Raw genomic sequence first — 24,566 nt, 5'->3', positions numbered from 1 at the left:
ACATGTCCCGAATTGATGAAACCATGGAATTCATCCCCATCCGCATCGCTGTTCTGACCGTATCGGACACGCGGTCACTGGCCGAAGATCGTTCGGGCCAAACATTGGTCGACCGGATCGAGCGTGCGGGGCACACCGTGGCCGACCGCAAGATCATTCAGGACGAGCGCGCCCAGATCGCCGAGCAGTTGCGGGCGTGGGTCGCCGACCCCGAGATTGACGTGGTGATCTCGACCGGCGGCACCGGCTTGACCGGGCGCGATGTCACGGTCGAGGCGCATCGCGATGTCTACGAAAAGGAAATCGAGGCTTTTGGCACCGTCTTCACCCTGATTTCGATGGAGAAGATCGGAACCTCGGCTGTACAGTCGCGGGCCACAGGTGGCGTCGCCGGCGGAACCTATCTGTTTGCCCTGCCGGGCAGCCCGGGGGCCTGCAAGGATGCCTGGGACGGCATTTTGGAAAAACAGCTGGATTATCGCCACCGGCCCTGCAATTTCGTGGAAATCATGCCCAGATTGGACGAACATCTGCGACGGAAGTAGACTGGTCGTACGTTTAACGGCTCATAACCGCCTTGTGGGTTGGTATTTTTTCCGGCCTGGCTACCTATTAACAGACTGCGTCCCGTTGCAACCGGAGTGAAAGATCTATGCGATTTCTGCGGCAGAGCCTCATCGGTGTCTTTCTGGCATCCCTGATGCTTGCGCTGTTGATTGTCGCGGCGCAGATGATCACCGGCGCAGTGCAAGAGGTCATGACCCGCGACAACAAACCCCCGCAGGCGCGCGAACGCGTGTTCGCCGTCACTGTTCAGAAGGCCGAGCCACAAACCGCCACCCCCTATCTGGAGGCATTCGGCGAAGTTCAAAGCCGCAGGCGTCTGGAATTGCGGGCGGCGCTGGGTGGCCGTGTCATCGGGCTGGCGGAAAACTTCGAGGATGGCGGGGTTGTGCGCGCAGGCGAAGTTCTGGTCGAGCTGGACCCGGCCGATGCGCAGGCGGCGCTGGACCGGGCGCGGTCGGACCTGCTGGATGCCCAGTTTGAAGAACGCGATGCCGAACGCGCCCTGCTTTTGGCACAGGATGAATTGAAGGCCGCCGAGTCCCAATCGGATCTGCGGGAACGGGCCCTGCAGCGTCAGAAGGATTTGCTGGACCGTGGCGTGGGCGCGACCGCCAGCGTTGAAGAGGCCGAATTGGCCGCGGCCTCGGCCCGGCAGACCGTGTTGTCGCGCCGTATCGCTTTGGCGCAGGCCGAGTCCCGCGTCGATCAGGCAACGACGTTGCTGGCGCGGGCCCGTATCGCTTTGGAATCGGCGGAACGCGATCTGGAAGACATGACCATCCGCGCCCGGTTCGACGGGACGCTGACTGGTGTCACGCTGGTTGAAGGGCGCCTGGTCACGGCAAATGAAAAGCTGGCCGAACTGGTCGACCCGTTCGCGCTGGAGGTCGCGTTCCGTGTTTCGACTGCGCAATACGTGCGGTTGCTGGACGATCAGGGCAAGCTGATCCCGGCACCAGTGACCATCTCGCTTGAGGTGACGGGCACGGACCTGAGCGCCACCGGTCGGATAAGCCGCGACAGCGGGTCGGCCGGCGAGGGCCAGACCGGCCGGTTGCTTTATGCCCGGCTTGATGACGCGCCGGGGTTCAAGCCCGGCGATTTCGTGACCGTTTCGGTCGAGGAACAGCCGCTGGAAAATGTCGTGCGTCTCCCGTCTTCGGTTCTGGATGCGCAAGGCACCGTGCTGGTGCTGGGCGACGACGACCGGCTGGAAACGCTCCCGGTCGAGCTGGTGCGCCGGCAAGGGGATGAAGTGTTGCTGCGCGGCGCCGGGCTGGAAGGGCGCGAAGTCGTGGTGGGTCGGACCCCTCTGCTGGGGTCGGGGGTCCGCGTGCGCCCGGTTCGCATCGAAGACAGCGCCGCGGTCGAGCCGGACATGGTCGAGCTGACGGACGAACACCGCGCGCGGTTGGTGGCGCAGGTCGAGGCCAGCGACCGCATGTCTCAGGACGTCAAGACCCGTGTTCTTGCTCAGTTGAGCGAGGCGAAGGTGCCGTCGTCTCTGTTGCGGCGGCTTGAAAACCGGGCCGGGGGATAGGCGCCATGATGCGCGAGATCCCGGGCGCGGCCAGCGGCATCCTCAGCTATTTCACGCGTCACCGGACCATTGCCAACCTTCTGCTGGTGGTCATGCTGGTCCTTGGCGCGGCTTCGGCGCCGAACATGCGGGCGCAGTTCTTTCCGGACGTGATCCTGGAACGGGTCAATGTCAACGTCGAATGGGATGGTGCGGGGCCCGAGGATGTGGACAACGGGATTGTCCAGATCCTTGAACCTGCATTGCTGGCGGTCGAAGGCGTTGCCAGCACCGAGTCGACCTCTCGCGAAGGATCGGCCCGCATCGCGCTGGAATTTGAACCCAACTGGGACATGAGCCGCGCCGTCGAAGAAGTACGCACCGCGGTCGACAGCGTGACCAACCTGCCTGAGGACGCCGAAGAACCGTCCATCCGGCGGGCCGCGTGGCGAGACCGGGTGACGGATGTTGTCCTCACCGGCCCGATCGAGACCGGGCAGCTGGCCAAATTCACGGATGAGTTGATCAATCGGCTGTTCGCTGCCGGTGTCACGCGGACCACGATCCGCGGCCTTGCGGCCCCACGCATCGTGGTCGAAGTTCCCACCGCGCAGTTGATCGCCAACGACATCACCCTGTCCGAGATCGCCTCGGCGGTCGCGGCCGAGGTCACGGCCAATCCGGCCGGGGACGTGACCGGCGCAAACGCCCGGATCCGCACCGGTGTCGAAAAGCGCACCCCGGAGGAGATCGAGCGCATCGCTTTGCGCACCTATCCGGACGGGTCCAAGCTGGTGGTCGGCGATGTCGCGCAGATCCGGGTCGAGGGCGTTACCCGCAATCGCAGCTATTTTGTGGGGGAAAATCCGGCCATGTCCGTCCGGGTGGACCGGTCGAACCTGGGGGACGCGATCGACATTCAGCACACGGTCGAGGATGTGGTTGCCGAGATGCAGGCGAGCCTGCCGGATGGTATCTCGGTCGAGCTGATCCGTACCCGGGCGCAGGCCATCACCGACCGGTTGGACATTCTGATCGACAACGGGCTGGTCGGGCTGGGCTTGGTGGTGTGCCTGCTGTTCCTATTCTTGAATGCACGCATCGCTTTTTGGGTCGCAGCCGGTATTCCGGTGGCCATGTCGGCGGCCATCGCCTTCATGTATATCGGCGGGCTGTCGATCAACATGGTCTCGTTGTTCGGCCTTATAATCACGCTGGGTATCGTGGTGGATGATGCGATCGTGGTGGGGGAACACGCCGATTTCCGGGCCCGCCGTCTGGGCGAGCCACCGGTCGTTGCCGCCGAGCGCGCCGCCCGGCGCATGGCGATGCCGGTTTTTGCGGCCACGGTCACGACCGTGATCGCCTTTTTTGGTCTGACCGCCATTGGTGGACGGTTCGGAGAGCTGATCCGCGACATTCCCTTTACGGTGATCGCTGTACTGATCGCCTCGTTGATCGAGTGTTTTCTGATCCTGCCGAACCACATGGCGCATGCCATCGCACATTCGGCCAAGGAACACTGGTATGACTGGCCCAACCGGGTTGTGAACAGGGGTTTTCGCTGGGTGCGCGACACTCTTTTCCGACCTTTGGTGGCGTGGGCAATCTGGGCGCGATACGTGGTCGTGGCCCTGATGATCGCCATTCTGGCCAGCCAGATAGCGCTGTTCATCAAGGGCGACGTCAATTGGCGGTTTTTCAACGCACCCGAGCGGGGCTCGGTCACCGGCAATTTCATCATGGCCGAAGGCGCTACCCGCGCCGACACGATCGAAATGATGCACATTCTGCAGCGCGCCACCGAAGAGCTGGGCCAGATCTACGAAGAACGCCACGGTCGCAACCCGATCGACTATGTTCTGGCCGAGATCGGGGGCAGCGCCGGCTATGGTCTGTCCGCCGCCGATGGCAAGGATGGCGATTTGCTGGGCGGTATCTCGATCGAGCTGATCGATGCCGACCTGCGACCTTATTCCAGCTTTGAATTCGTGGGCGAGCTGCAGGAATTCGTGCCGCGCCATCCCAAGGTCGAATTGCTGACGTTCCGCGGCTGGCGCTCGGGTCCGGGTGGTGATGCCATCGACGTGCAGCTTTTCGGCGCGGACGTGAACACACTGAAATCCGCGTCCGAGGCCCTGCAGGCGGAACTGTCGAAATACCCCGAGGTTTCAGCGCTGGAAGACAATCTGGCCTATGACAAGGAAGAGTACATTCTGGATCTGACGGCACAGGGTGAGGCGCTGGGCTTCCGCATCGAGACATTGGGCCGGGTTCTGCGTCACCGCCTGAACGGGATCGAGGCGGCGACATTCCCCGACGGTCCTCGCAGCGCCGAGATCCGGGTCGAACTGCCCGAAAGCGAGCTGACCGCAGATTTCCTGGAACGCACGTTGATGCGGTCACCGGACGGGGTTTATGTCCCGCTGGCTGACATCGTCTCGGTCAAGCGCGAGTCGGGGTTCTCGACGGTGCGCCGGGAAAATGGCCTGCGGGTGATCGCAGTGAATGGGGACATATCCGAGGATGACCCGGCCCAGGCCGCGGAAATCACCCGCGCCATGCGCGAGGAAATCCTGCCGGATATCGCCGCCGAGTTTCAGGTCGAGTGGCGCATGGCCGGTCTGAGCGAACAGGAGGACGAGTTCCTGACCGAGGCGCGTACCGGTCTGATCCTGTGCCTGACCGGAATCTACCTTGTTCTGGCGTGGATCTTCGCCAGTTGGACAAGGCCGCTGGTGGTGATGGCGATCATTCCCTTTGGACTGGTCGGCACCATCTGGGGGCACTACATCTGGGGCGTTCCGCTAAGCATGTTCACGGTCGTCGGCCTGTTGGGCATGACCGGGATCATCATCAATGACTCGATCGTTTTGATAACGACCATTGATGGGTATCAGCAGGATCGCGGGCTGGTGCCCTCGATCATAGAAGGCACCGCTGACCGGTTGCGGCCGGTGATGCTGACCACGCTGACGACGGTGATGGGGCTGGCCCCGTTGCTGTACGAAGGGTCGCAGCAGGCGCAATTCCTCAAACCCACGGTGATCACGCTGGTCTACGGGCTCGGGTTCGGCATGGTGCTGGTGCTGCTCCTGGTTCCCGCGTTGCTGGCGATCCTGAGTGATATCTCTCGCCCGATGACGGCGATGCGCCGCGCCCTGCGGGCGCCGGACAAGGTGGTCCGGGTCGCGGCCGCGGGAACGGGCGGGGCGATGATCCTCTGGCTGCTGGTCACGATGGTCTGGCCGGTTCTGGCCGGCGCGCCGCTGGGTGTGCTGTCCGGGCTGTACGGCGGCGAGGAAGGTCTGGCGTTGTTGAGAATGGGGCTGGGAGCGTTCGCGGCCGGTGCGGTTGCCATTCTGGCCGTCAGCCTGATCGTGTCCGGGGCGCTTTATGTCAGGCTTTCATCCCGGGCCAGTGCCTGAGACAGAAGGTCGGGCACCCGGGCGCTCATGGCAAGGTCGCGGTCCAGCACTTGGCGGATTGGGAACCAACGCGCATCCTGCGCATCATCCGCTGCGACCGGAGTGCCGGATTCGAAGCGGCAGGACACGCCGACCAGCAAATAGTGGGCGGTGATCTGTCCGGCTGCATCCCGGACCAGCAGATCAAGGTTGCCCAGATACGCCTGCGGGGTTGCTTCGATACCGGTTTCTTCCATCAGCTCGCGCGCGGCGGCCTGCAGGACGGTTTCTCCCCACTCCACATGGCCGCCCGGAAATCCCCAGAGACCGGCATCGGGGGCCTTGCTGCGTTGCACCAGCAGGACATGGCCCTGATCTACGACAACCGCCAGTGCGCCGATCCGGGGAACCTGCTGCATCCGCTCAGCCCGCGCTGCAGCCCAGAATGTCGACCGCGTGTTTGGTCCCCAGAACCGTGATCCGCACGGCGGACCGGTCCAGGGCAAAGGGCTGACCGTCTGGGCTGATCACCTCGGACGTGGCGGTCAGCCGGTTGCCTTGCCGCTTGGTTTCAGTCTGCGAGGCCCACAGGGCCGGATTCCCCGGTTCGATCACCGCAAGCTCGGCGCCACCGGCCGAGGGCATGTCGATCTGTACCTGCACCTGAAAACCGTCCGCGGTCGGGCTCAGGCGACAGGCCGCGCCGGTAACGCCAGCCTCGCGTGCAGAGAAGGGCCGTTGCGCAAGCGCAGCCGCGATCGCCGGATTTCTTGCTGCGCCGGCGTCCAGTTCGTGGTCAAATTTCAAAGATGCGGGAATGCAGACATCCTTGCACACTCCCAGATCGACCTCGCCGCGCAACCGGACCGGTTTGGATGCGTCCTTGGGCGTAATCCGAACCGGCAACACCAGCTGCTTTTCGTAGCCGATGGACTTCAGGCCGTTCTGGTCAAAGACATGCGGCGTGGGCCAGGTGATCGCAACCGCGCCGACATTGCCGGAGCGGCGCCAATCGAATTCAGGCGGTATGCCGGCGTCACCGGGGGCCCGCCAATAGGTCTTCCATCCGGGCTCCAGATCCAATCGGATCGCGGTGAGATAGGTTCCATCCTCGGATTGGCCGCCATCGATCACGTCCAGCCGGACGATCGAGTCGATCGATTGCCCCTGCGCAGGTGCGGCCAGGGCCAGACAAGCTGAAACAATGGTCAGGACGGGTTTGAACAGTGATCTCATGATCCATAAATGCGATGTGCGGGCAGGTTTGCCAAGTCACGTTCTGGTCACCGGCAGAAATCGCGGGATTTCAGGCGTGATCCCTTGCCAATCCGGGTTCCGCAAGGTCATTGTAAGGGAATAAGCCGCACGAGTTTTTTTGATGGATCTGACTGGAAAACTGTTGATTGCGATGCCCGGCATGGGCGATCCGCGCTTTGATCATTCAGTGGTGTACCTGTGCAGCCACGGCGATGACGGCGCGATGGGTCTGATCGTGAACAAACCGTCGGATTTGCGGATCAAGACGCTTCTTGAACAGTTGAACATCGCATGCCGCATCCCGGTTGTCGGAGAACGCCTTGTGCATTTTGGTGGTCCCGTCGAATTGTCCCGGGGGTTTGTCCTGCACAGCGCGGACTACGACGCAAATCTGCATTCGCTGCACGTGGCCGGCGATTTCAGCATGACGGCGACGCTGGACGTGCTCGAAGATATCGCTTCTGGCACAGGGCCGCTGAACTCGATGCTGATGCTGGGCTATTCGGGATGGGGGCCTGGACAGCTGGAAGATGAGATCGCGGCCAATGGCTGGTTGACGACCGATGCCACATCGAAACTTGTCTTTGACGTTGCCGACGACGAAAAGTGGGAGGCCGCCTTGGCCACGCTGGGTGTCGATCCGCTGACGCTGTCGGCCAGCGCCGGTCGGGCCTGATCAGGAATTGCGCGGCGCCGCGGCCCGGCGCAGGCGGTCGTTGATGGCCGCCCCCACGCCCTGGGAAGGGATCGGGCTGACGGCAATCGGCCGCCCCGTACCGTCCAGTTCGTGCAGATACGCAAACAGGTTTGCCGCCGCTTCGATCAGGTCACCCCTGGCAGACAGGTTGCGGTCGCAATCGACATTGCCAAATCCCAGCAGCAGCTCGTCCCCGCGCCGCTCGGTGGCGTTCAGCCGCACCGGTGCATCCGGAGCATAATGTGACAGCAACTGCCCCGGAGCGGTCAGCAGATCTCCGGGCTTGTGGCGGGTCAGGCGCGTGCCCAGAACTGTTTCGATCTGCTCCAGAGCGACACCGCCGGGCCGCAGCAAAGCGGGGCTGCCGGCCAAGCCCACGATGGTCGATTCCAACCCGACTGAACAGGGTCCGTCATCCAGTACGGCGGCGATCCGACCGTCCAGACCTGCGCGCACATGCGCCGCAGTGGTCGGGCTGATCCGACCGGAGGGGTTTGCCGATGGGGCAGCGACGGGTCCGTCAACTGCGCTCAGCAATGCGCGCGCGGTTGGGTGGGCTGGCACCCGCACGGCCAGCGTCTCCAGCCCCGCCGTCACCAGCGAGGACACGCCATGCCCTGCGCGCAGCGGCAGCACCAGCGTCAGCGGACCGGGCCAGAACGCAGCTGCCAGTTGTTCGGCATTGTCCGACCACTCGACATAGCGTTTGGCAGCCTCGACCGAGGCGACATGCGCGATAAGCGGGTTGAAACTGGGTCGTCCCTTGGCGGCGTAGATCGCTGCCACCGCTTCGCCGTTGCGGGCGTCGCCGCCCAGCCCGTAGACGGTCTCGGTCGGGAAGGCGACCAGCAGTCCCTGACGCAGCAGGTCGGCCGCGGCTGCAATCCCGGCGGGATCAGCATCCAGATATTGCGTGCTGTTGGGGATCATGGGTGGTGACGCGGCGTTTTGGTTGCTTGCAACAGGGGGACGGATAGGTAATCGAACAAGCTTAGATGAATACCGGCGCGGGCCATGGATTCCAAGCCCGCCATTGCGACCGACACACGATTTCCGGGGGGAAACCATGCCATATCGCGCTCCTGTCATTGATTACGAGTTCCTGATGGACAAGGTGGTGGGGTTCAAGGACGTCGCCGCGACCGAGAAATTCGCCGAGGCCACTCCGGACGTGGTCAGCGCCATTCTGTCCGAGGCCGGCAAGATGTGCGAAGAGGTAATGGCTCCCCTGCAGCGCCCCGGCGATCTTGAGCCGGCGCGGCTGGAAAACGGGGTATTGCGGACCTCGCCCGGCTATGCCGATGGCTGGAAGGCGATCGCCGAGGGTGGCTGGATCGGCATGAGCGGTGACCCCGAATACGGCGGCATGGGCCTGCCCATGACCGTGACCACCGCCGTCAACGAGATGATGAGCGCCGCCTGTCTGTCGCTGCAGCTGGCCCCGTTGATGAGCCAGGGTCAGATCGAGGCGCTGGAACACCACGCCAGCGAAGAGCTCAAGGCGCTGTACCTGCCCAAACTGATGTCGGGCGAATGGTCGGGCACGATGAACCTGACCGAACCGCAGGCCGGGTCTGACGTCGGCGCGCTGACGTCCAAGGCCGAACCCAACGGCGATGGTACCTATGCGATCACCGGGCAGAAGATCTACATCTCGTGGGGCGACAATGATTTCTGCGAGAATGTCTGCCACCTGGTTCTGGCCCGTCTGCCCGATGGCGCGCCGGGGACCAAGGGGATTTCCCTGTTCCTGGTGCCCAAGTTCATCCCCGATGAAAACGGTAATCCGGGCGTGGCGAATGACCTGAAGGTGGTGTCGTTGGAACACAAGATGGGACTGCATGGCTCGCCCACCTGCGTGATGCAGTATGACGGCGCCAAGGGCTGGCTGGTGGGCCAGGAACACAAGGGCATGGCCGCCATGTTCACGATGATGAACAACGCGCGCCTCGGCGTCGGCGGGCAGGGCGTGGGCGCGGCCGAGGGCTCCTATCAGCACGCGTTGGCCTATGCTCTGGAACGCAAGCAGGGCAAGACGCCTTCGGGCACGATCATCGATCATGCCGATGTGCGCCGGATGCTGATGGACATGCGGGCCGACCTGTTCGCCGCCCGTGCGATCATGCTGGCCAATGCCGCGGCTATCGACATGGCCAAGGCCACCGACAACGCCGACTGGGCCGCGCGGGCGGCCCTGCTGACCCCGATCTGCAAGGCTTTCGGCACCCAGACCGGCATGCGCGTGTCCGAGACCGGCCTGCAGGTGCATGGCGGCATGGGATACATCGAGGAAACCGGCGCCGCACAGTATTACCGCGATGTTCGCGTCACCGCGATCTACGAGGGGACCAACGGCATTCAGGCCATGGACCTTGTTGGCCGCAAGATGATGGACGGAGGTGAAGCCGCCGCCCGCCTGCTGGACGAGATCGAAGATCATGCCGAGCGCGCCCGCGCCACCGTGCCCGAGTTGGCCGGCCCGGTATGGGAGGCGACCGAATCCCTGCGCGAGGCGACCGAGTGGCTGGCGGCGCAAGAGGACATGAACAATCGCTTTGCCGGGGCCGTGGCCTATCTGAACGCCTTTGCCCGCGTGCTGGGTGCGCATTACCACCTGATCGCCGCTTTGGCCGATCCGGATGGTCCGCGCGCCAAGCTCGCGCGGTACTACATCACCGCGCGCCTGCCGGAATACGCGGGCCTGCTGGATCAGGCGCAGATCGGAGCCGGAGACCTGTTCGCGCTCAGCGCCGACGAACTGGCCGCGTGATGGACGGCGCGCGGCCTCCGGCGTTTCGCCATCCCTGGCCCGAGCCGCCCGCGCCCGGACAAGCCACCGAGATCGCCGAGGGCGTGCTTTGGATGCGCCTGCCGCTGCCGATGGCGCTGGACCACGTCAATGTCTACGCGCTGGATGACGGCGATGGCTGGACGGTGATCGACACCGGGATTTCATCGAAAAAGACGCGCGGCCTGTGGTCCGACCTGATGGCCGGGCCGCTTGCGGGCAAGCCGGTGACCCGGGTTGTGGTCACGCATCACCACCCCGACCACGTCGGAAATGCCGGGTGGTTCCAGTCGGAGCACGGCGCCGATCTGGTTTCGAGCCGTACCGCATGGCTGTTTGCGCGAATGCTGACGCTGGACGTGCAGGAGAGCTGGCCGGAAGAGACGCTGGAATTCTACCGCAGCGCCGGCATGGCCCCCGAGATCCTGGCCAAACGCATGGCCGAGCGGCCCTTCAACTTTGCCGACACGGTCTATCCGATGCCTCTGGGCTTTGTCCGCATCAAGCAGGGCGACGTGATCCGCATGGGCGGCCGGGACTGGGACGTGCATATGGGCAATGGACATGCCCCCGAACACGCCACGTTCTGGAGCCGCGACGACAACCTGGTGATCTCGGGCGACCAGATCCTCAGTTCGATCAGCCCGAACCTGGGCGTCTATGCCACCGAGCCGATGGCCGACCCGGTGTCCGACTGGCTTGAAGCCTGCGAGCGCCTGCAACAGCTGGCGCGGCCCGATCAGGTGGTGTTGCCGGGGCACAAACTGCCCTTCATCGGCCTGCCGATCCGCATGAAGCAACTGATCGAGAACCATCACGGCGCTCTTGCGCGCCTGCTCGACGATCTGGACGCTCCCAAGGCGGCGTCGGATTGTTTCGTGACCCTGTTCAAACGCCCCATCCGCGACGGCGAATACGGTCTTGCGCTGGTCGAGGCGGTTGCGCATCTGAACCATCTTTATCACACTGGAGCCGTGACCCGGGCGCGTCGTGAGGACGGCGCATGGGTGTATCAGCGCAAAGGTTGAGACGATGCAGGACAAGATCGAAACCTCGGCCGAGGCCGCCGAAGCGGCAGCTCTGCCCCGGTGCTATGAGGTGCATGCCGACCCGGACAGCACGTCGGGCACCAAGGACCTGCCCGAACCCCTGCGCCAGCCGGTCGACAGCAAAAGCCCCGCCCAATGGGCGTATGAACGGCTGATCCTGTACATCCAGAACTTCGAGCAGACCCTCGATGCCGATCACGAGGTCGCCATGGGCTTTACCGGCGGTGACGCCGGGGTGATGCGGATCGAGGGGATGGGATATTTTGACCCCGACGTGATCACCTTCTACGGCTCGGACGGTTCGGGCGCACGCACCCAGCTGGTGCAGCATGTCAGCCAGCTGAACGTCATGCTGCGCGCCCTGCCCAAAACGGTCGAGGACAAGCCCGCCAACCGGATCGGCTTCCGCCTCGCGGCCAAGCTTGAGGAAAGCTGAGCGTCACGCTTGCAATTCACATCTGCGCGGCCTTGAATGAATTCAGCATTCAAAGGGGGCCGGCGTGTCACATTTCTCAACCGTAACAGATGCCTATCGCGGGGCCTGGGCCCGACGCCGGACCTTTGTTCCCATCTATATGGCGGTGCGTCTGCTGCTGATCGCGCTGATCGCACCCGGCGTGGCCTTCACCGTGAACCTCGCGGTGATGCTGTCCGACCAAACCGCGCTGACCGATCAGGACATCGCCATGTTCATCCTGTCGCCGGTTGGTTTCGTGGCGGCGGTGGTCATTCTGGGCCTGTTCTTGTTGGCCGAGGTGTTCGTCTTTTCGGTCATGGCCGGATCGCTCAGGATGGGCGAGAGCGACCCGTGGGGGGCCGGCGGGTCGGCGCTGCGATTGATCCTGTCGCGCCTGCCGACGCTGTTTTCCTTCGCGGTGCGCTTCATTCTGCGGGTGCTTGTTCTGGCGGTGCCCTTCGTAGCGGTCGCGGGCCTGATCGCGTGGTGGACGCTGACCGAATACGACATCAACTATTATCTGACCTTCCATCCGCCCGCGTTCCAGGTGGCCGTCGCACTGATCGGGTTGGTGGTGCTGGCCTTGGCCTGGGTGCTGATCCGCCGCCTGTCGGCTTGGGCGCTCGCCCTGCATCTGGTGCTGTTCGAGGGAATTGCGCCCTCGGACGCCTTTGCCGAAAGCGCCCGCCGAATGGAGGGCAAACGCGGCCGGTTGAAGATCGAACTGGCGCTGTGGCTGGTCGTACGTCTGGCGATCGCTGCGCTGATTGCCGCCGTGGCCAGCCTGTTGTTCCACCTTGTACCTCTGGAACAGGGCACGAACCTGCGGTTTGCCCTGACGCTCAGCCTGCTGGTGGCCGGGCTGTGGTCTCTGGCCGGATTGGTGCTAGCGGCGGTGGCGTTAGGCGCGCTGGCGGTTCTGCTGGATGGGTTTTTTGAACCCCGGGCGGCAGAGCTTCCCCATCCCGAAGCCGGAAATCTGCGCGCCCCGGTTCTGGTGACCGTTGCCGCGGCCGTTGTGGCCTTGTTGGCCGGGATCTGGTTCGGCCAGGACGTGCTGGACCAGATTTCGGCACCCGATCATGCCGACGTGATCGGCCACCGGGGCGCGGCGGCGCTGCGGCCGGAAAACACGATGGCTGCGGTGTTGAAGGCCATCGAAGACGGGGCCGACTGGGTCGAGATCGACGTTCAGGAAAACGCCGACGGCCAGGTGATCGTGGCCCATGACAGCGACTTCATGAAGCTGGGCGGGGTCAATATGAAGGTCTGGGATGCCACGATGGAGGATATGGCGCAGATCGATATCGGCAGCTGGTTCGACCCCGAATATGCCGATCAGCGCACTCCGACCCTGCGCGAGGTTCTGAAGGCCGCGAAGGGCAAATCCAAGGTCATCATCGAACTGAAATACTATGGCCATGATGTGGACCTGGAAAACCGCGTGGCCGCCATCGTCGAAGAATTCGGGATGGAGCAGGACATCGCCACGATGTCGCTCAAATACCCGGCGGTGCAGAAGATGAAAGCGTTGCGCCCGGACTGGCGCGCCGGCGTTCTGGCTGCCACGGCGGTGGGCGATCTGACCGGGCTGGAGGGCGATTTCGTCGCGGTAAATGCCGGGATGGTCACGCCTGGGCTGATCCGCTCGGTCCATGATGCAGGCAAAGATATCTATGTCTGGACGGTGAATGACCCGCTGCAGATGTCGTCGATGGCCTCGATGGGTGTCGACGGTCTGATCACTGACCGCCCCGCCATGGCGCGTGAAGTGCTACGTGTCCGCGCCGAAATGGAACCGGGCGAGCGCTTGCTGCTGTGGCTGGCCACGACCTTCGGCCTGTCGGTCGATACCGAGGCTATGCGCGATGAAAGCCCCTAGCTTCGGTCTTTTGCTTGCCTGCCTTGCCGGGTCGGCTTCGGCGCAGGATCTGATGCGCGGCGTCGAGATGCCCGCGCATCGGGCTTTGATCGCGCAATCGGTTGGGCAACCATTGAGCGCGTTTGAAACCGATGGCTGCTCGGGCGGCATGTCGTCCAGCTGGCGGCTGGTGGCAGAAACCTTTCCCAGATTTCGCGCGGTTTATGAAAGCCACCCGCCGTGGGAGTCCTGCTGCGTGACTCATGATCGCGCGTATCACACCGCCGGGGGCGCCACGTCCGCCGGCGCCAGTTTCGACGCCCGGCTGGAGGCTGACCGCGCCCTGCGCGCCTGCGTCAAGGAATTCGGAGCCCAGCATGCGCAGGACTATGCCACGCAATACGACATGACGCCCGAGCAGGTGACGTCGGCCATGTCGATCACCGCCGAGGCGATGTTCATGGCCGTCCGATTCGGAGGTGGCCCTTGCACCGGCCTGCCGTGGCGGTGGGGCTTCGGGTATCCCGGCTGCTCGGTTTTTGCCACCGATGAGGCTGCGGGCGACTGAACTCGGGCACCTGCGCGCGATTGACGTCGTGACAGGCCGGAAAATATGATTTATCCAAACCGGCAAACACGCGAATTGGGAATCTTTCGAAATGGCTGAACACAAACACGGCGAGATGGACATCACCGTCCAGACCAAAACCTTCAACGGGTTCATCAAATTCACCACCTACAGCGTCGTGGTGATCTGCTTCATTGCCCTATTTCTTGCGATCTTCGGGGCATAAGCCGGACTGACGGGTCATGTTTCGCATCTTGATTGCCTGCCTGCTGGCAGCAACCGTCGCAGGCTGTGCCACGTCGCAGCGCCCTCAGGCCGACCAGTCCGAGATCGTTGCGCGATCCTACCGTGACCCGGGGCCCTCAACGCTGACCCTGTACACGATGATCAACACGCGTACGGGGTCTGGCGCGCATACCTCGCTGATGATCAGCGCCAGCGAGCGGGTAATTTTCGACCCCGCCGGGTCGTTCCGCGCCGATGTGGTGCCGATCAAGGATGACGTGCTGTATGGCATCACCCCCGCGGTCGAGCGTGCCTATCGCAGCTCGCACGCACGCGAAACGCATTATGCGCGCATCCAGACCATCCAGGTGACCCCCCAGCAGGCCGAGATCGCCTATCAGCTGGCCAAACAGTCCGGACCGGTTCCGGGCGCCTACTGCGCCAACTCGACGGCTCGGCTGCTGCAGCAGGTTCCCGGGTTCGAGCAGATCCAGACCACCTTCTACCCGGTCAAGTTGTCCGATCAGTTCGGGCAGATTCCGGGGGTCGTCACGACCGAATATCGTGAAAACGACAGCGCCGATCTGCAGGCGGGGCTGGCGGCCAACAACGCCGCGCTCAACCAGCTGGAAGCGGCTTCAACCAACTAGGTACAACAGACCATACAGCGTGCCGGCCCCGGCAAAGATGGCGGCCAGCACGTTCTTGGTGATCAACCCGACGCTCAGGGCAACCACGGCCGAGGCCATGCGCGGCAGGTCCGGCTGGCCCTCGGTGGCCGTGGGCCACATGACCAGAGGGGCAATCAGGGCCGGCAGGATGGCCACCGCCGTATAGCGTAGATGCCGCAGCAACCATGGCGGCAACGGACGGTCTCCGACAAAGCCGATGAACACGAAGCGCAGGGCATAGCTGCCGAGCGCCAGCCCGACGATGATCGTCCAGACCGTTGTCTGATCGGGGGTGGTCATAACGCTACCTTTCTGCGTTCCAGCATCACTTCGGCCTGCGCACCGGCCATCATGCCCGCGCAGCCCGCGATCAGCAGGCCGAGATTGTAGGGGATTGCCACGCATAGCAGCGACACGACGATGGCGACCAGAGCCGCGACCACATGGGCCGGAGTGCGCATCATCGGGCCGATCATGGCCAGAAAGGTGATCGGCAGCGCGAAATCCAGTGCCCAGCTATCCGGGATCTGCGTTCCCAGGTAGGCGCCAATAAAGGTTGCCAGTACCCACATGGGCACCAGCGGCGAAACCGACCCCATGAAATAGGTCATGCGCTGCGGAACCGACATGTCCGGTTCCTTTTCGAACTGGACGATCGAGCAGGCATAGGATTGGTCGACCGTAAGATAGGCGGCAAAGGCCCGTTGCCACAGGGGCGCCGCGCCCAGATAAGGCGTCAAAGACGCTGAATACATGGCCATCCGCAGGTTCACGGCCAGTGCCGAAACCAGAATGATGGCCGTGGGTGTGCCGTCCTGCAGCAGCTGCAGCGATGCAAACTGCGCGGCGCCTGCAAATACGGCTGCGGTGAACACCATGGTCTGCAGAATGCTCAGGCCCGCCTCGGTCGCGAAGACGCCGAACAGGGTGCCGAAGGGCACCGCCACGAAGATGAACGGGGTCCCGTCGCGAAAACCCTGCCAATAGTATGACTTGGATGTGGAGGTTGCCATGGCTAGATCCTATGGTGGTCTGCGCAGCAGTAGCGGGTCAGCGAGAGGGTTGCAATTGGCCACCGAAACCGATCTGTCGGAATACATCATCGCCCCCGATCCCGGCGCGGCGCGGTTGACCCGCGTGGTCGAGGGGGTGGACCAGAACGGCGAGGTCAGCCGCATCTCGGTTGTCGAGGAGCGCCCGCTGACGATCTTCCTCAATTCGCAAGAGATCGTGACCGCGATGACCATCGGCGACTACCCCGAATATCTGGCGCTGGGCTTTTTGCGCAACCAGGGCATGTTGCGCCCCGATGACGAGATCACGCGTGTCGATTACGATGACGATCTGGAAACCGTCGTGGTGCGCACGACCCGCGAAACCTCGTACGAGGACAAGCTGAAGAAAAAGACCCGCACCAGCGGCTGCGCGGTGGGCACGGTGTTCGGCGACATGATGGAGGGGTTGGAGGGAGTGCGCCTGCCGCAGGTTCAGGTGCGCACCTCGTGGCTGTATGATGTGGCGGCCAAGATCAACCGCACGCCGTCGCTGTACCTGCAGGCCGGGGCGATCCACGGCACGGTTCTGTGCCGTGAGAGTCGCCCGCTGGTCTATATGGAGGACGTGGGCCGCCACAACGCGGTGGACAAGATCGCGGGCTGGATGTTGTCCGAAGGCGAGGCGTCCGGCGACAAGATCCTGTACACCACCGGGCGGCTGACCTCGGAAATGGTGATCAAGACGGCGATGATGGGCATCCCGGTTCTGGCTTCGCGGTCCGGCTTTACCGCGTGGGGCGTCGAAATCGCGCGCGAGGTCGGCCTGACCCTGATCGGCCGGATGCGCGGCCAACGTTTCGTCTGCCTGTCGGGCGAAGACCGGCTGCTGCGCGACGCGGACCCGGCCACCGTCCCGGTCGAGGACAGGAAGCATCGAAGGAAAAGCGCCGATGGAAGTTGAAGCATCACGCCCCCTCGGCGTCATACTGGCCGGAGGTCTGGCCACGCGGATGGGCGGCGGAGACAAAGGGTTTCTGCAACTGGGGGGGCAAAGCCTGTTGGCGCATGTGATCGACCGGTTGGCGCCGCAGGTGGCCGGGCTGGCGCTGAACGCCAATGGCGACCCTGCGCGCTTTGCCGATCTTGGCCTGCCGGTCCTGCCGGACAGCATCGCGGGTTACGCCGGGCCGTTAGCGGGCGTTCTGGCCGGGTTGGATTGGGCGGCGGGGCAGGGCGCTGATTGCATCGTCACCGCTGCCGCCGACACGCCGTTCTTTCCGCGCGATCTGGTCGAGCGGCTGACGCGGGCGGCGCAGGGGCAGGCTCATCCGCTGGCTCTGGCCACCACGCCGCGCACCGGTGACGAGGCGCTGAAATCGGGCGGTGGCCGCCGGGTGAACCGGCACCCGACCTTTGGTCTGTGGCCCGTGTCGCTGCGCGACGATCTGCGCGCGGCCCTGACGGACGGGTTGCGCAAGGTGGTCCTGTGGACCGACCGCCATGACGGGCGCGAGGCGCTGTTTCCGGCCGACCCGTTCGATCCGTTCTTCAACGTCAACACGCCCGAAGATCTGATCCGGGCGCAGCACCTGTTGGAGCAGGCATGAAGGTTTACGGCGTTACCGGCTGGAAGAATGCGGGCAAGACCGGGCTGGTCGAGCGGCTGGTGGCCGAGATCACCGGGCGCGGGTTCAGTGTCTCGACCGTCAAACACGCTCATCACGCGGTTGACGTGGACCGGCCGGGCACCGACAGCCACCGCCACCGAACCGCCGGTGCGTCCGAGGTTCTGCTTGCATCCAGCCGGCGCATCGCCGTGATGCAGGAACTGCGCGGCGCGCCCGAGCCGCCGTTGGACGACCTTCTGGCGCGTCTTTCCCCGGTCGATCTGGTGTTGGTCGAGGGGTACAAGCGCGCGCGCCACCCCAAGGTCGAGGCTTTTCGCGCCCAGCCTGGAAATCCGTTGATTGCCGCTGACGATCCGACGATCCGCGCGGTGGCCAGCGACACGCCGCTGGATCTGGACCGTCCGGTTTTCGATCTGAACGACACGCCTGCCATTGCCGATTTCATCCTGGCCGAGGTCGGCTTGGGGCGGCGGCCAAGCCCCTGACCATGCCCGAGGACCGGACCATGCCGAAGATCGCGCCTCCACCGCTGAAAAACGACTGTTTCGCCCTGCCGCCGGGGGTCGAATGGACCCCGGTCGATGACGCGCTGGCCCTGCTGCGCGACCGGTTGCACCCGGTGGCCGGCGTCGAGACCCTGCCCGTTGGTCAAGCCTGCGGGCGCGTTCTGGCGCAGGACGTGATCGCGCAACGGTCGAATCCGCCGCTGCCCAACACGGCGGTGGACGGGTACGGTTTTGCCGGTGGTCGGCCCGAGGGCCCGCATGTCCTGCCGCTGGCCCAGGGGCGCGCGGCGGCGGGCGTGCCGTTCGCGGGGGCCGTGCCGGAGGGGCAGGCGCTGCGCGTTCTGACCGGCGCGCCGCTGCCCGAGGGGGTGGATACCGTCATTCTGGAAGAGGACGTGACCGTGCAGGACGGCCACATCGCCTTCAACGGGCCTTTGAAGGCCGGCGCAAACACGCGCAAGGCGGGCGAAGACCTGCAGACCGGGGCCTTGGCTGTGCCGGCCGGGCGACGCTTGACACCCGCCGATCTGGCGCTGCTGTCAGCGGTGGGCGTGGCCGAGGTCCCGGTCCGCAGCCCCTTGCGCGTGGGGGTTCTGTCCACCGGCGATGAATTGCGTGATCCGGGTCAGGCCGCGGGGCCGGGCCAGATCTATGATGCGAACCGCCCGATGCTGTTGGCGATGCTGCAACGGATGGGTTTTGTGCCGGTCGATCTGGGCCGCGTGGGCGACGACCGGGCCGCGCTGCGGGACCGCTTGGACCAAGCTGCGCAACAGACCGACGCGATCCTGACCAGTGGCGGCGCTTCGGCGGGGGACGAGGATCATGTCTCGGCCCTGTTGCGCGCGGCGGGGGCCTTGCAGGAATGGCGCATCGCGCTGAAACCGGGCCGCCCGCTGGCGCTGGGCCTGTGGCAGGGCACGCCGGTGTTCGGCCTGCCGGGCAACCCGGTTGCGGCGATGGTCTGCACCCTGATCTTTGCCCGGCCCGCGCTGGGCCTGATGGCGGGCGAGGGGTGGCGGCAGCCGCAGGGCTTTGACTTGCCCGCCGGGTTCGCCAAGTGCAAGAAACCGGGCCGCCGTGAATACCTGCGCGCCCGGGTCCGCGACGGCCGGGTCGAGGTGTTTCATTCGGAAGGGTCGGGTCGCATCAGCGGGCTCAGCTGGGCCGAAGGGCTGGTCGAACTGCCGGACGGTCCTCTTGACATCCAGCCCGGAGACCCTGTGCGTTTCATACCCTATGGCAGTTTCGGCCTGTGACGGTTTCGGTCTCGTGCGGGTTTTCCCCTGATGAGCGCGCGCGGGCGGCCGCGCTGTTCTGGCAGGCGTTTTCGGGCAAACTGTCGCGCGTCATGGGGCCGGACGCGCGCGGGTTGGCCTTTTTTGAACGGGTGCTGAACCCCGGTTTCGCCCTGGTGGCGCGGGATGCGGATGGGCGGATGCTGGGGCTGGCCGGGTACAAGACCTGCGACGGTGGGCTGACGCAGGGAAGGTTGGCGGATCTGGCCCGGGTCTATGGCTGGTTCGGCGCCCTGTGGCGGGGCCTTGTCCTGAGCGTTCTGGAGCGCGACCTGAAGCCGGGCGTGTTCCAGATGGATGGCATATGCGTGGCAGCCGAGGCGCGCGGGCAGGGTGTCGGGACCCTATTGCTGCGGGCGATCAAGGACGAAGCGCAGAGGCTGGGCATGCACGAGGTGCACCTGGACGTGATCAACACCAACCCGAGCGCGCGGACCCTGTACGAGCGCGAAGGGTTTCAGGCGATCGGGCAGGATTATACCGGCCCGTTCAAGCATCTGTTCGGATTCAGTTCGGCTACGAAAATGCGGTGGGTCGTGACCGACGGTGGCTAGTCGAAGGTCCCGGCCACCCGGCCCAGCAGCATGAAGGCGCGCGCCGTGCGCGTGTCGCCCAAGGCGGTCAGGTCGGCGTCGCTGGCCACAGGTTCGAACTCGACGATCATGGTGTCGAAGCGGCGCAGGAAGTGATGCACCGCATCGCGAAAGATCGGGTCCTGTTTCATCCGCGCCGAGGTCAGCGCCAGGCACGACCGGTCGCGGATGCCGCCCAAAGCAGCGACCGCACGCCCGCGTTCGCCCTTGGCGAACTGGCGCCAGACCTCGGGGCGGGCCATGTCCGGGCGCAGGTCGTCCATGTAGATGCCTTCCTGGCTGAGCAGAGTCAGCACGTCCTCGGCGGCCTGCACCAGTTGCGCGGTCTTGCGGTCCTTCATCGCGCGGCGCAGGGCGTTGAAGCCTTCGGTATCCTCGGCGGTTTCGGGAAAGTTCAGCGCGCGTATAAAAATGTCGGTGGGCAGAGGAGTCGGTATCTCCTCGGCCGGAGTGCCCAGTTCCAACGAGGTCTGGCCCGAGGGTGCCGCAGGTCTTGCCAGCGGCGCAAGATCCCGCCGCTTGCTGGAGAACGTGGCCAGCGTGCTTTGGGTGTGCCGGGCAGCCGCGGCGATTTCATCCAGTTTCCGGGCCACCGCGGGTTCGTAGGTGCTGGCCGACCGCTGTTGCTGCGATACATAGGCTTGGCGGATCGCGTCGATCGCGGTCTGCAGCCGGGCGCTCTCTTCGCGCATGATGCGACTGGCGCGCATGGCCAGTGCCGCGACCCAGATCATCGCCACCGGCATGAAAACCGCAAGCAGCATCACGATGAAACCGCCGGCCTGCGTCTGCTCGGGCAGCACCAGAAAGACCACGGCCACCACCAGCCAGATCAGGCTGAGGGCCGCGGCCGCAATCTCGATCCCGGTGACGCTGGGTCGGCCCGGACGGTCATAGATGCCCAGCCAGGTGGGGCGTTTGCTGTCCGGATCAGGGGCTTGGCCCGACATGACGCGCTCCGATCAGGCGTAGTGGATGCTCAGCACTTCGTACGAGCGCACGCCGCCGGGGGTGCGCACCTCGACGCTGTCGCCTTCTTCCTTGCCGATCAGGGCGCGGGCGATGGGCGATTTGATGTTCAGCAGGCCCTTTTCGATATTGGCCTCATGCTCGCCCACGATCTGCCAGGTCTTTTCCTCGTCGGTGTCCTCGTCCACCAGGGTGACCTTGGCGCCGAACTTGATCGCGCCCGACAGTTTGGTCGGATCGATCACCTCGGCCAGCGACAGAACGCCTTCCAGTTCCTTGATGCGGCCTTCGATGAAGCCCTGTTTTTCGCGGGCCGAGTGGTATTCGGCGTTTTCCTTCAGGTCGCCCAGTTCGCGCGCCGAGGCGATGGCCTCGATGATGGCGGGGCGTTCAACGGACTTGAGTTGCTTGAGCTCTGCCTGGAGCGCGGCAAAGCCCGCGGGCGTCATGGGGATCTTTTCCATATCTTCTTTTTTCCACGCACAAATTGAGTCGCCCCGCCGCATGAGACCAGCGTCGGGGCGAAAGATGGGTTGGCAATTACCTGACCCAAATATGGCGCGAAATGCAAGAGGCCAAGGGGTTCGGCCCCTGCAATCCGCAACTTAACGCCGTCGGGGCGGTGGGGGTTTCCGATTGTGCCTATGCCCCAGCAGATCACCGCGTTTCCAGCGATGCGCCTCGGCGCCGAACCAGAGCATCTCAATCATATTGAACGACCTCGAATTCGATGCCGTTGTCATCGTCGAAATAGAACCGGCGGCCGGGTTCATAGTCGGCGTGGTTGTGCGGCTCGAAACCCGCGGCGCGAACCTTGGCCTCGGTCGCGTCGATGTCCTCGACCAGCACGCCCACATGGTTCAGCCCGCCGACGATGTCATAGCTGCTTTCGCCCGACGGTTTCGGGTCGGCCGGGGCATAAAGCGCCAGATAGGTATGCGCGCTGCCCACATGCACGGTATAGCCCCCCGCGATGGCGGGGCCTTCCCAGTGGGTTTTCCATCCGAAGACGTCCTGCATCCAGGCGGCGGTTGCCTGCGGGTTGCGGACGGTGAAGTTCGTGTGTTCCAGCGTCGCCATCATGGGGTCTCCTTCTCATGTTCAGGCTTGTTTCGACTCACCGTAATTCCTAAACTTAACTTTAGCTCAAGAGATTTTTTCAGGAGGAGAGCATGCCCGCATCCGAAGGCCTTTCCATCGGCGCGCTGGCGCGCCGCACGGGGTTGGCGGTATCCGCCATCCGCTATTACGAGGCGCAGGGGTTGATTTCCCCCTGGCGCAATCCGGGCGGTCAGCGGCGGTATCAGCGCGCCGACATCCGTCGGCTGAGCTTCGTGATGATTGCCCAGCAGTTCGGTCTGACCCTGCCCGAAATCCGCGAGGTTCTGGCCGGGCTGCCCGACAACCGCACGCCCACGCCGGCGGATTGGAAAAAGATCAGCGTCGGCCTGCGCGCGCATCTGGACCAGCGAATCGATACTCTGCTGCGTCTGCGCGACAATCTGGACGGCTGCATCGGCTGTGGCTGTCTGAGCCTTCCGAAATGCGCGCTCTACAACCCCGACGACCGGGCCAAGGCCCATGGTAGCGGTCCCAGGTACTTGATGGGTGACGCGCCCGAGGGCTGATCTGCCGCATTGCAGCAATGTTACGCCGTGTTTTGATTGACCAAGGTCTTTTCCAGCAGGTAATCAGCCGGGAAACAAAATTTCGCCGAGCCCGCGCCCCAGGCGCCAATTCGGATAGTTAGCGGAGGAGCCCACGATGGCCGAAATTGAACGCGAAGCGATGGAATACGACGTGGTGATCGTGGGCGCAGGCCCGGCGGGCCTGTCGGCGGCCATTCGTCTGAAACAGCTGGACGCCGACCTGAACGTGGTCGTGCTGGAAAAGGGCTCGGAAGTGGGCGCGCATATCCTGTCGGGCGCGGTGTTGGACCCGTGCGGTCTGGATGCGCTGATCCCCGACTGGAAGGAAAAGGGCGCGCCGCTGAACGTGCCCGTGCGCGAAGACAACTTCTATATGCTGGGCGAGGCCGGCCAGTTGCGCATCCCGAACTGGCCGATGCCGCCGCTGATGAACAACCACGGCAACTACATCGTCTCGATGGGCAATGTCTGCCGCTGGATGGCCGAACAGGCCGAAGAACTGGGCGTCGAGATCTTCCCCGGCATGGCCTGTTCCGAACTGGTCTATGGCGACAATGGCGAGGTCAAGGGTGTCGTGGCAGGTGTCTTCGGGCTGGAACCCGACGGGTCCTATGGCCCCAACACCGAGCCGGGCATGGAACTGCACGGCAAATACGTCTTCCTGTCGGAAGGGGTGCGCGGGTCGTTGTCCAAGGAAGTGATCGCGAAATACGACCTGTCCGCCGGGAAAGAGCCGCAGAAATACGGCATCGGCATGAAGGAAATCTGGGAGATCGACCCCGCCAAGCACAAGGAAGGCAGCGTCACCCACACGATGGGCTGGCCACTGGGCGGCAATGCCGGGGGCGGGTCGTTCATCTATCACCTGGAAAACAACCAGGTCTATGTCGGCTTCGTGGTTCACCTGAACTACAAGAACCCGCACCTGTTTCCTTACATGGAATTCCAGCGGTTCAAGCACCACCCGGTGGTGGCCGACCTGCTGAAAGGCGGCAAGCGCGTGGCCTATGGCGCCCGCGCGATCACCGAGGGCGGATATCAGTCGATGCCGAAGCTGGTGGCGCCGGGTGTCGCGCTGCTGGGCTGTTCGGCGGGCATGGTCAACGTGCCGCGCATCAAGGGCAACCACAACGCGATGCTGTCGGGCAAGGCAGCGGCCGAGGCCGCGTTCGAGGCCCTCAAGGCCGACCGGTCTGGCGACGAGCTGTACGCCTATGAAGACGAGGTGCGCAACGGTACGATCGGCCGCGACCTCAAGAAGGTTCGCAACGTCAAGCCGCTGTGGTCGAAATACGGCCTGACCGCTTCGCTGGTGCTGGGTGGCATGGACATGTGGACCAACACGCTGGGCTTCTCGCTGCTGGGGACGCTGGGCCATGGCAAGAACGACGCCGAGGCGACCGAGGATGCCAGCAAGCACCCCCCCATCGACTATCCGAAGCCCGATGGCACGCTGTCTTTCGATCGTCTGACCAACGTGGCGTTTTCGTTCACCAACCACGAAGAAAGCCAACCCTGTCACTTGAAGCTGACCGACCCCGAGATTCCGGTGAAGGTCAACCTGCCCAAGTTTGACGAACCGGCGCAGCGGTATTGCCCGGCGGGCGTGTACGAAGTGGTGAAGGACGAGGCCGAGCCGCGATTCGTGATCAACTTCCAGAACTGCGTCCACTGCAAGACCTGTGACATCAAGGATCCCAGCCAGAACATCACGTGGACCACGCCGCAGGGTGGGGACGGACCGAACTACCCCAACATGTAGGCAAAAACCCGGGCAATGGCGGGGCCGTGAACGCTCGGCCATTGCCTCTGGCGGGCCAAGGCCCTAGCTTGTTCTGCAATCATAGGCAGACAAGGCAGGT

The 24,566-nt window shown here is 64.2% G+C and carries 26 protein-coding genes; 18 read left to right on the top strand and 8 right to left on the bottom strand.

Annotated elements, in window-relative coordinates:
• Positions 1 to 2: 2 nt before the first annotated feature.
• The 3 genes from moaB (at position 3) to ACR0EF_RS15815 (ending at position 5,514) form a co-directional block, all read left to right on the top strand.
• Positions 3 to 545 (top strand): molybdenum cofactor biosynthesis protein B, encoded by a 543-nt coding sequence (gene moaB / locus ACR0EF_RS15825; RefSeq protein WP_093963541.1) that lies wholly within the window; start codon positions 3 to 5, stop codon positions 543 to 545.
• Positions 546 to 652: 107 nt separating this feature from the next.
• Positions 653 to 2,107, top strand: coding sequence for an efflux RND transporter periplasmic adaptor subunit (locus ACR0EF_RS15820; protein ID WP_170372323.1), 1,455 nt, complete (start codon positions 653 to 655; stop codon positions 2,105 to 2,107).
• Between the two features lie 5 nt (positions 2,108 to 2,112).
• Positions 2,113 to 5,514, top strand: coding sequence for an efflux RND transporter permease subunit (locus tag ACR0EF_RS15815; RefSeq protein ID WP_170372321.1), 3,402 nt, complete (start codon positions 2,113 to 2,115; stop codon positions 5,512 to 5,514).
• Here ACR0EF_RS15815 and ACR0EF_RS15810 read toward each other — a convergent pair.
• Together ACR0EF_RS15810 and ACR0EF_RS15805 are read right to left on the bottom strand one after the other, a co-directional pair.
• A complete protein-coding gene (locus tag ACR0EF_RS15810) occupies positions 5,481 to 5,912 on the bottom strand; it encodes an NUDIX hydrolase (protein WP_170372319.1) in 432 nt (143 codons plus the stop codon). The genes ACR0EF_RS15815 and ACR0EF_RS15810 overlap by 34 nt on opposite strands.
• 4 nt (positions 5,913 to 5,916) lie before the next feature.
• Positions 5,917 to 6,729, bottom strand: a complete 813-nt coding sequence (locus tag ACR0EF_RS15805; RefSeq protein WP_170372317.1) for a protein-disulfide reductase DsbD domain-containing protein — start codon at positions 6,727 to 6,729, stop codon at positions 5,917 to 5,919.
• Positions 6,730 to 6,871: 142 nt separating this feature from the next.
• Here ACR0EF_RS15805 and ACR0EF_RS15800 point away from each other — a divergent pair, with 142 nt between their 5' ends.
• A complete protein-coding gene (locus ACR0EF_RS15800) occupies positions 6,872 to 7,426 on the top strand; it encodes a YqgE/AlgH family protein (RefSeq protein ID WP_170367594.1) in 555 nt (184 codons plus the stop codon).
• On the opposite strand, the gene ACR0EF_RS15795 is transcribed toward ACR0EF_RS15800, so the two are convergent.
• Positions 7,427 to 8,377, bottom strand: a complete 951-nt coding sequence (locus ACR0EF_RS15795; RefSeq protein WP_170372315.1) for an L-threonylcarbamoyladenylate synthase — start codon at positions 8,375 to 8,377, stop codon at positions 7,427 to 7,429.
• 136 nt (positions 8,378 to 8,513) lie between these two features.
• Here ACR0EF_RS15795 and ACR0EF_RS15790 point away from each other — a divergent pair, with 136 nt between their 5' ends.
• The 7 genes from ACR0EF_RS15790 (at position 8,514) to ACR0EF_RS15760 (ending at position 15,045) form a co-directional block, all read left to right on the top strand.
• On the top strand, positions 8,514 to 10,217 hold the full coding sequence (locus tag ACR0EF_RS15790) for an acyl-CoA dehydrogenase (RefSeq protein ID WP_170373101.1): 1,704 nt from the start codon (positions 8,514 to 8,516) through the stop codon (positions 10,215 to 10,217).
• Positions 10,217 to 11,263, top strand: coding sequence for an MBL fold metallo-hydrolase (locus tag ACR0EF_RS15785; RefSeq protein ID WP_170373100.1), 1,047 nt, complete (start codon positions 10,217 to 10,219; stop codon positions 11,261 to 11,263). The genes ACR0EF_RS15790 and ACR0EF_RS15785 overlap by 1 nt, the downstream gene beginning before the upstream one ends.
• Before the next feature lie 4 nt (positions 11,264 to 11,267).
• Entirely contained in the window at positions 11,268 to 11,720 is a 453-nt protein-coding gene (locus ACR0EF_RS15780) for a DUF6173 family protein (RefSeq protein ID WP_170342276.1), read from the top strand.
• 64 nt (positions 11,721 to 11,784) lie between these two features.
• The gene (locus ACR0EF_RS15775; protein ID WP_170373099.1) at positions 11,785 to 13,623 is read left to right on the top strand and encodes a glycerophosphodiester phosphodiesterase family protein; all 1,839 of its coding nucleotides are present in this window, start codon (positions 11,785 to 11,787) and stop codon (positions 13,621 to 13,623) included.
• Positions 13,610 to 14,170 carry a hypothetical protein gene (locus tag ACR0EF_RS15770; RefSeq protein WP_170372307.1) on the top strand — a complete coding sequence of 187 codons (561 nt, stop codon included), beginning with the start codon at positions 13,610 to 13,612 and terminating at the stop codon, positions 14,168 to 14,170. The genes ACR0EF_RS15775 and ACR0EF_RS15770 overlap by 14 nt, the downstream gene beginning before the upstream one ends.
• Before the next feature lie 91 nt (positions 14,171 to 14,261).
• On the top strand, positions 14,262 to 14,396 hold the full coding sequence (locus ACR0EF_RS15765; protein ID WP_093963530.1) for an aa3-type cytochrome c oxidase subunit IV: 135 nt from the start codon (positions 14,262 to 14,264) through the stop codon (positions 14,394 to 14,396).
• Between the two features lie 16 nt (positions 14,397 to 14,412).
• Positions 14,413 to 15,045, top strand: a complete 633-nt coding sequence (locus tag ACR0EF_RS15760) for a hypothetical protein (RefSeq protein WP_170373098.1) — start codon at positions 14,413 to 14,415, stop codon at positions 15,043 to 15,045.
• Here ACR0EF_RS15760 and ACR0EF_RS15755 read toward each other — a convergent pair.
• Both ACR0EF_RS15755 and ACR0EF_RS15750 read right to left on the bottom strand, forming a co-directional pair.
• Complete coding sequence (locus ACR0EF_RS15755; protein ID WP_170360054.1) at positions 15,034 to 15,366, bottom strand: AzlD domain-containing protein; 333 nt, start codon at positions 15,364 to 15,366, stop codon at positions 15,034 to 15,036. The genes ACR0EF_RS15760 and ACR0EF_RS15755 overlap by 12 nt on opposite strands.
• Positions 15,363 to 16,079 (bottom strand): AzlC family ABC transporter permease, encoded by a 717-nt coding sequence (locus ACR0EF_RS15750; protein WP_170342980.1) that lies wholly within the window; start codon positions 16,077 to 16,079, stop codon positions 15,363 to 15,365. The genes ACR0EF_RS15755 and ACR0EF_RS15750 overlap by 4 nt, the downstream gene beginning before the upstream one ends.
• Between ACR0EF_RS15750 and ACR0EF_RS15745 the strand changes: the two genes are divergently transcribed.
• From ACR0EF_RS15745 to ACR0EF_RS15725, 5 genes are read left to right on the top strand one after another with little or no spacing between them, the layout of a single operon-like run.
• Positions 16,078 to 17,022 carry a formate dehydrogenase accessory sulfurtransferase FdhD gene (locus ACR0EF_RS15745; protein WP_170360056.1) on the top strand — a complete coding sequence of 315 codons (945 nt, stop codon included), beginning with the start codon at positions 16,078 to 16,080 and terminating at the stop codon, positions 17,020 to 17,022. The genes ACR0EF_RS15750 and ACR0EF_RS15745 overlap by 2 nt on opposite strands.
• Positions 17,012 to 17,668: a molybdenum cofactor guanylyltransferase MobA gene (gene mobA, locus ACR0EF_RS15740; RefSeq protein WP_170372303.1), complete on the top strand. Its 657-nt coding sequence runs from the start codon at positions 17,012 to 17,014 to the stop codon at positions 17,666 to 17,668. The genes ACR0EF_RS15745 and mobA overlap by 11 nt, the downstream gene beginning before the upstream one ends.
• Complete coding sequence (gene mobB / locus ACR0EF_RS15735) at positions 17,665 to 18,174, top strand: molybdopterin-guanine dinucleotide biosynthesis protein B (protein WP_170373097.1); 510 nt, start codon at positions 17,665 to 17,667, stop codon at positions 18,172 to 18,174. The genes mobA and mobB overlap by 4 nt, the downstream gene beginning before the upstream one ends.
• Before the next feature lie 20 nt (positions 18,175 to 18,194).
• Entirely contained in the window at positions 18,195 to 19,454 is a 1,260-nt protein-coding gene (locus ACR0EF_RS15730; RefSeq protein ID WP_170372298.1) for a molybdopterin-binding protein, read from the top strand.
• Positions 19,451 to 20,047 carry a GNAT family N-acetyltransferase gene (locus tag ACR0EF_RS15725; protein WP_367646420.1) on the top strand — a complete coding sequence of 199 codons (597 nt, stop codon included), beginning with the start codon at positions 19,451 to 19,453 and terminating at the stop codon, positions 20,045 to 20,047. Before ACR0EF_RS15730 ends, ACR0EF_RS15725 begins: the two co-directional genes overlap by 4 nt.
• Here ACR0EF_RS15725 and ACR0EF_RS15720 read toward each other — a convergent pair.
• From ACR0EF_RS15720 to ACR0EF_RS15710, 3 genes are all read right to left on the bottom strand, one after another.
• Complete coding sequence (locus ACR0EF_RS15720; protein ID WP_170372296.1) at positions 20,044 to 21,036, bottom strand: hypothetical protein; 993 nt, start codon at positions 21,034 to 21,036, stop codon at positions 20,044 to 20,046. The genes ACR0EF_RS15725 and ACR0EF_RS15720 overlap by 4 nt on opposite strands.
• A 12-nt stretch (positions 21,037 to 21,048) precedes the next feature.
• Positions 21,049 to 21,519, bottom strand: coding sequence for a transcription elongation factor GreA (gene greA, locus ACR0EF_RS15715; RefSeq protein ID WP_170372294.1), 471 nt, complete (start codon positions 21,517 to 21,519; stop codon positions 21,049 to 21,051).
• A 238-nt stretch (positions 21,520 to 21,757) separates the two neighbouring features.
• Positions 21,758 to 22,138, bottom strand: coding sequence for a VOC family protein (locus tag ACR0EF_RS15710; RefSeq protein WP_170373096.1), 381 nt, complete (start codon positions 22,136 to 22,138; stop codon positions 21,758 to 21,760).
• A gap of 89 nt (positions 22,139 to 22,227) precedes the next feature.
• On the opposite strand from ACR0EF_RS15710, the gene soxR reads away from it, so the two are divergent.
• On the top strand, positions 22,228 to 22,683 hold the full coding sequence (soxR, locus tag ACR0EF_RS15705) for a redox-sensitive transcriptional activator SoxR (RefSeq protein WP_170342262.1): 456 nt from the start codon (positions 22,228 to 22,230) through the stop codon (positions 22,681 to 22,683).
• Between the two features lie 136 nt (positions 22,684 to 22,819).
• Positions 22,820 to 24,466: an electron transfer flavoprotein-ubiquinone oxidoreductase gene (locus tag ACR0EF_RS15700; RefSeq protein WP_170373095.1), complete on the top strand. Its 1,647-nt coding sequence runs from the start codon at positions 22,820 to 22,822 to the stop codon at positions 24,464 to 24,466.
• Positions 24,467 to 24,566 lie beyond the last annotated feature (100 nt).

The organism is Ruegeria sp. CG8, assembly GCF_056537165.1.
Note: the sequence above shows the minus strand (reverse complement) of the source record. Positions and strands in the feature narration are given on the sequence as shown.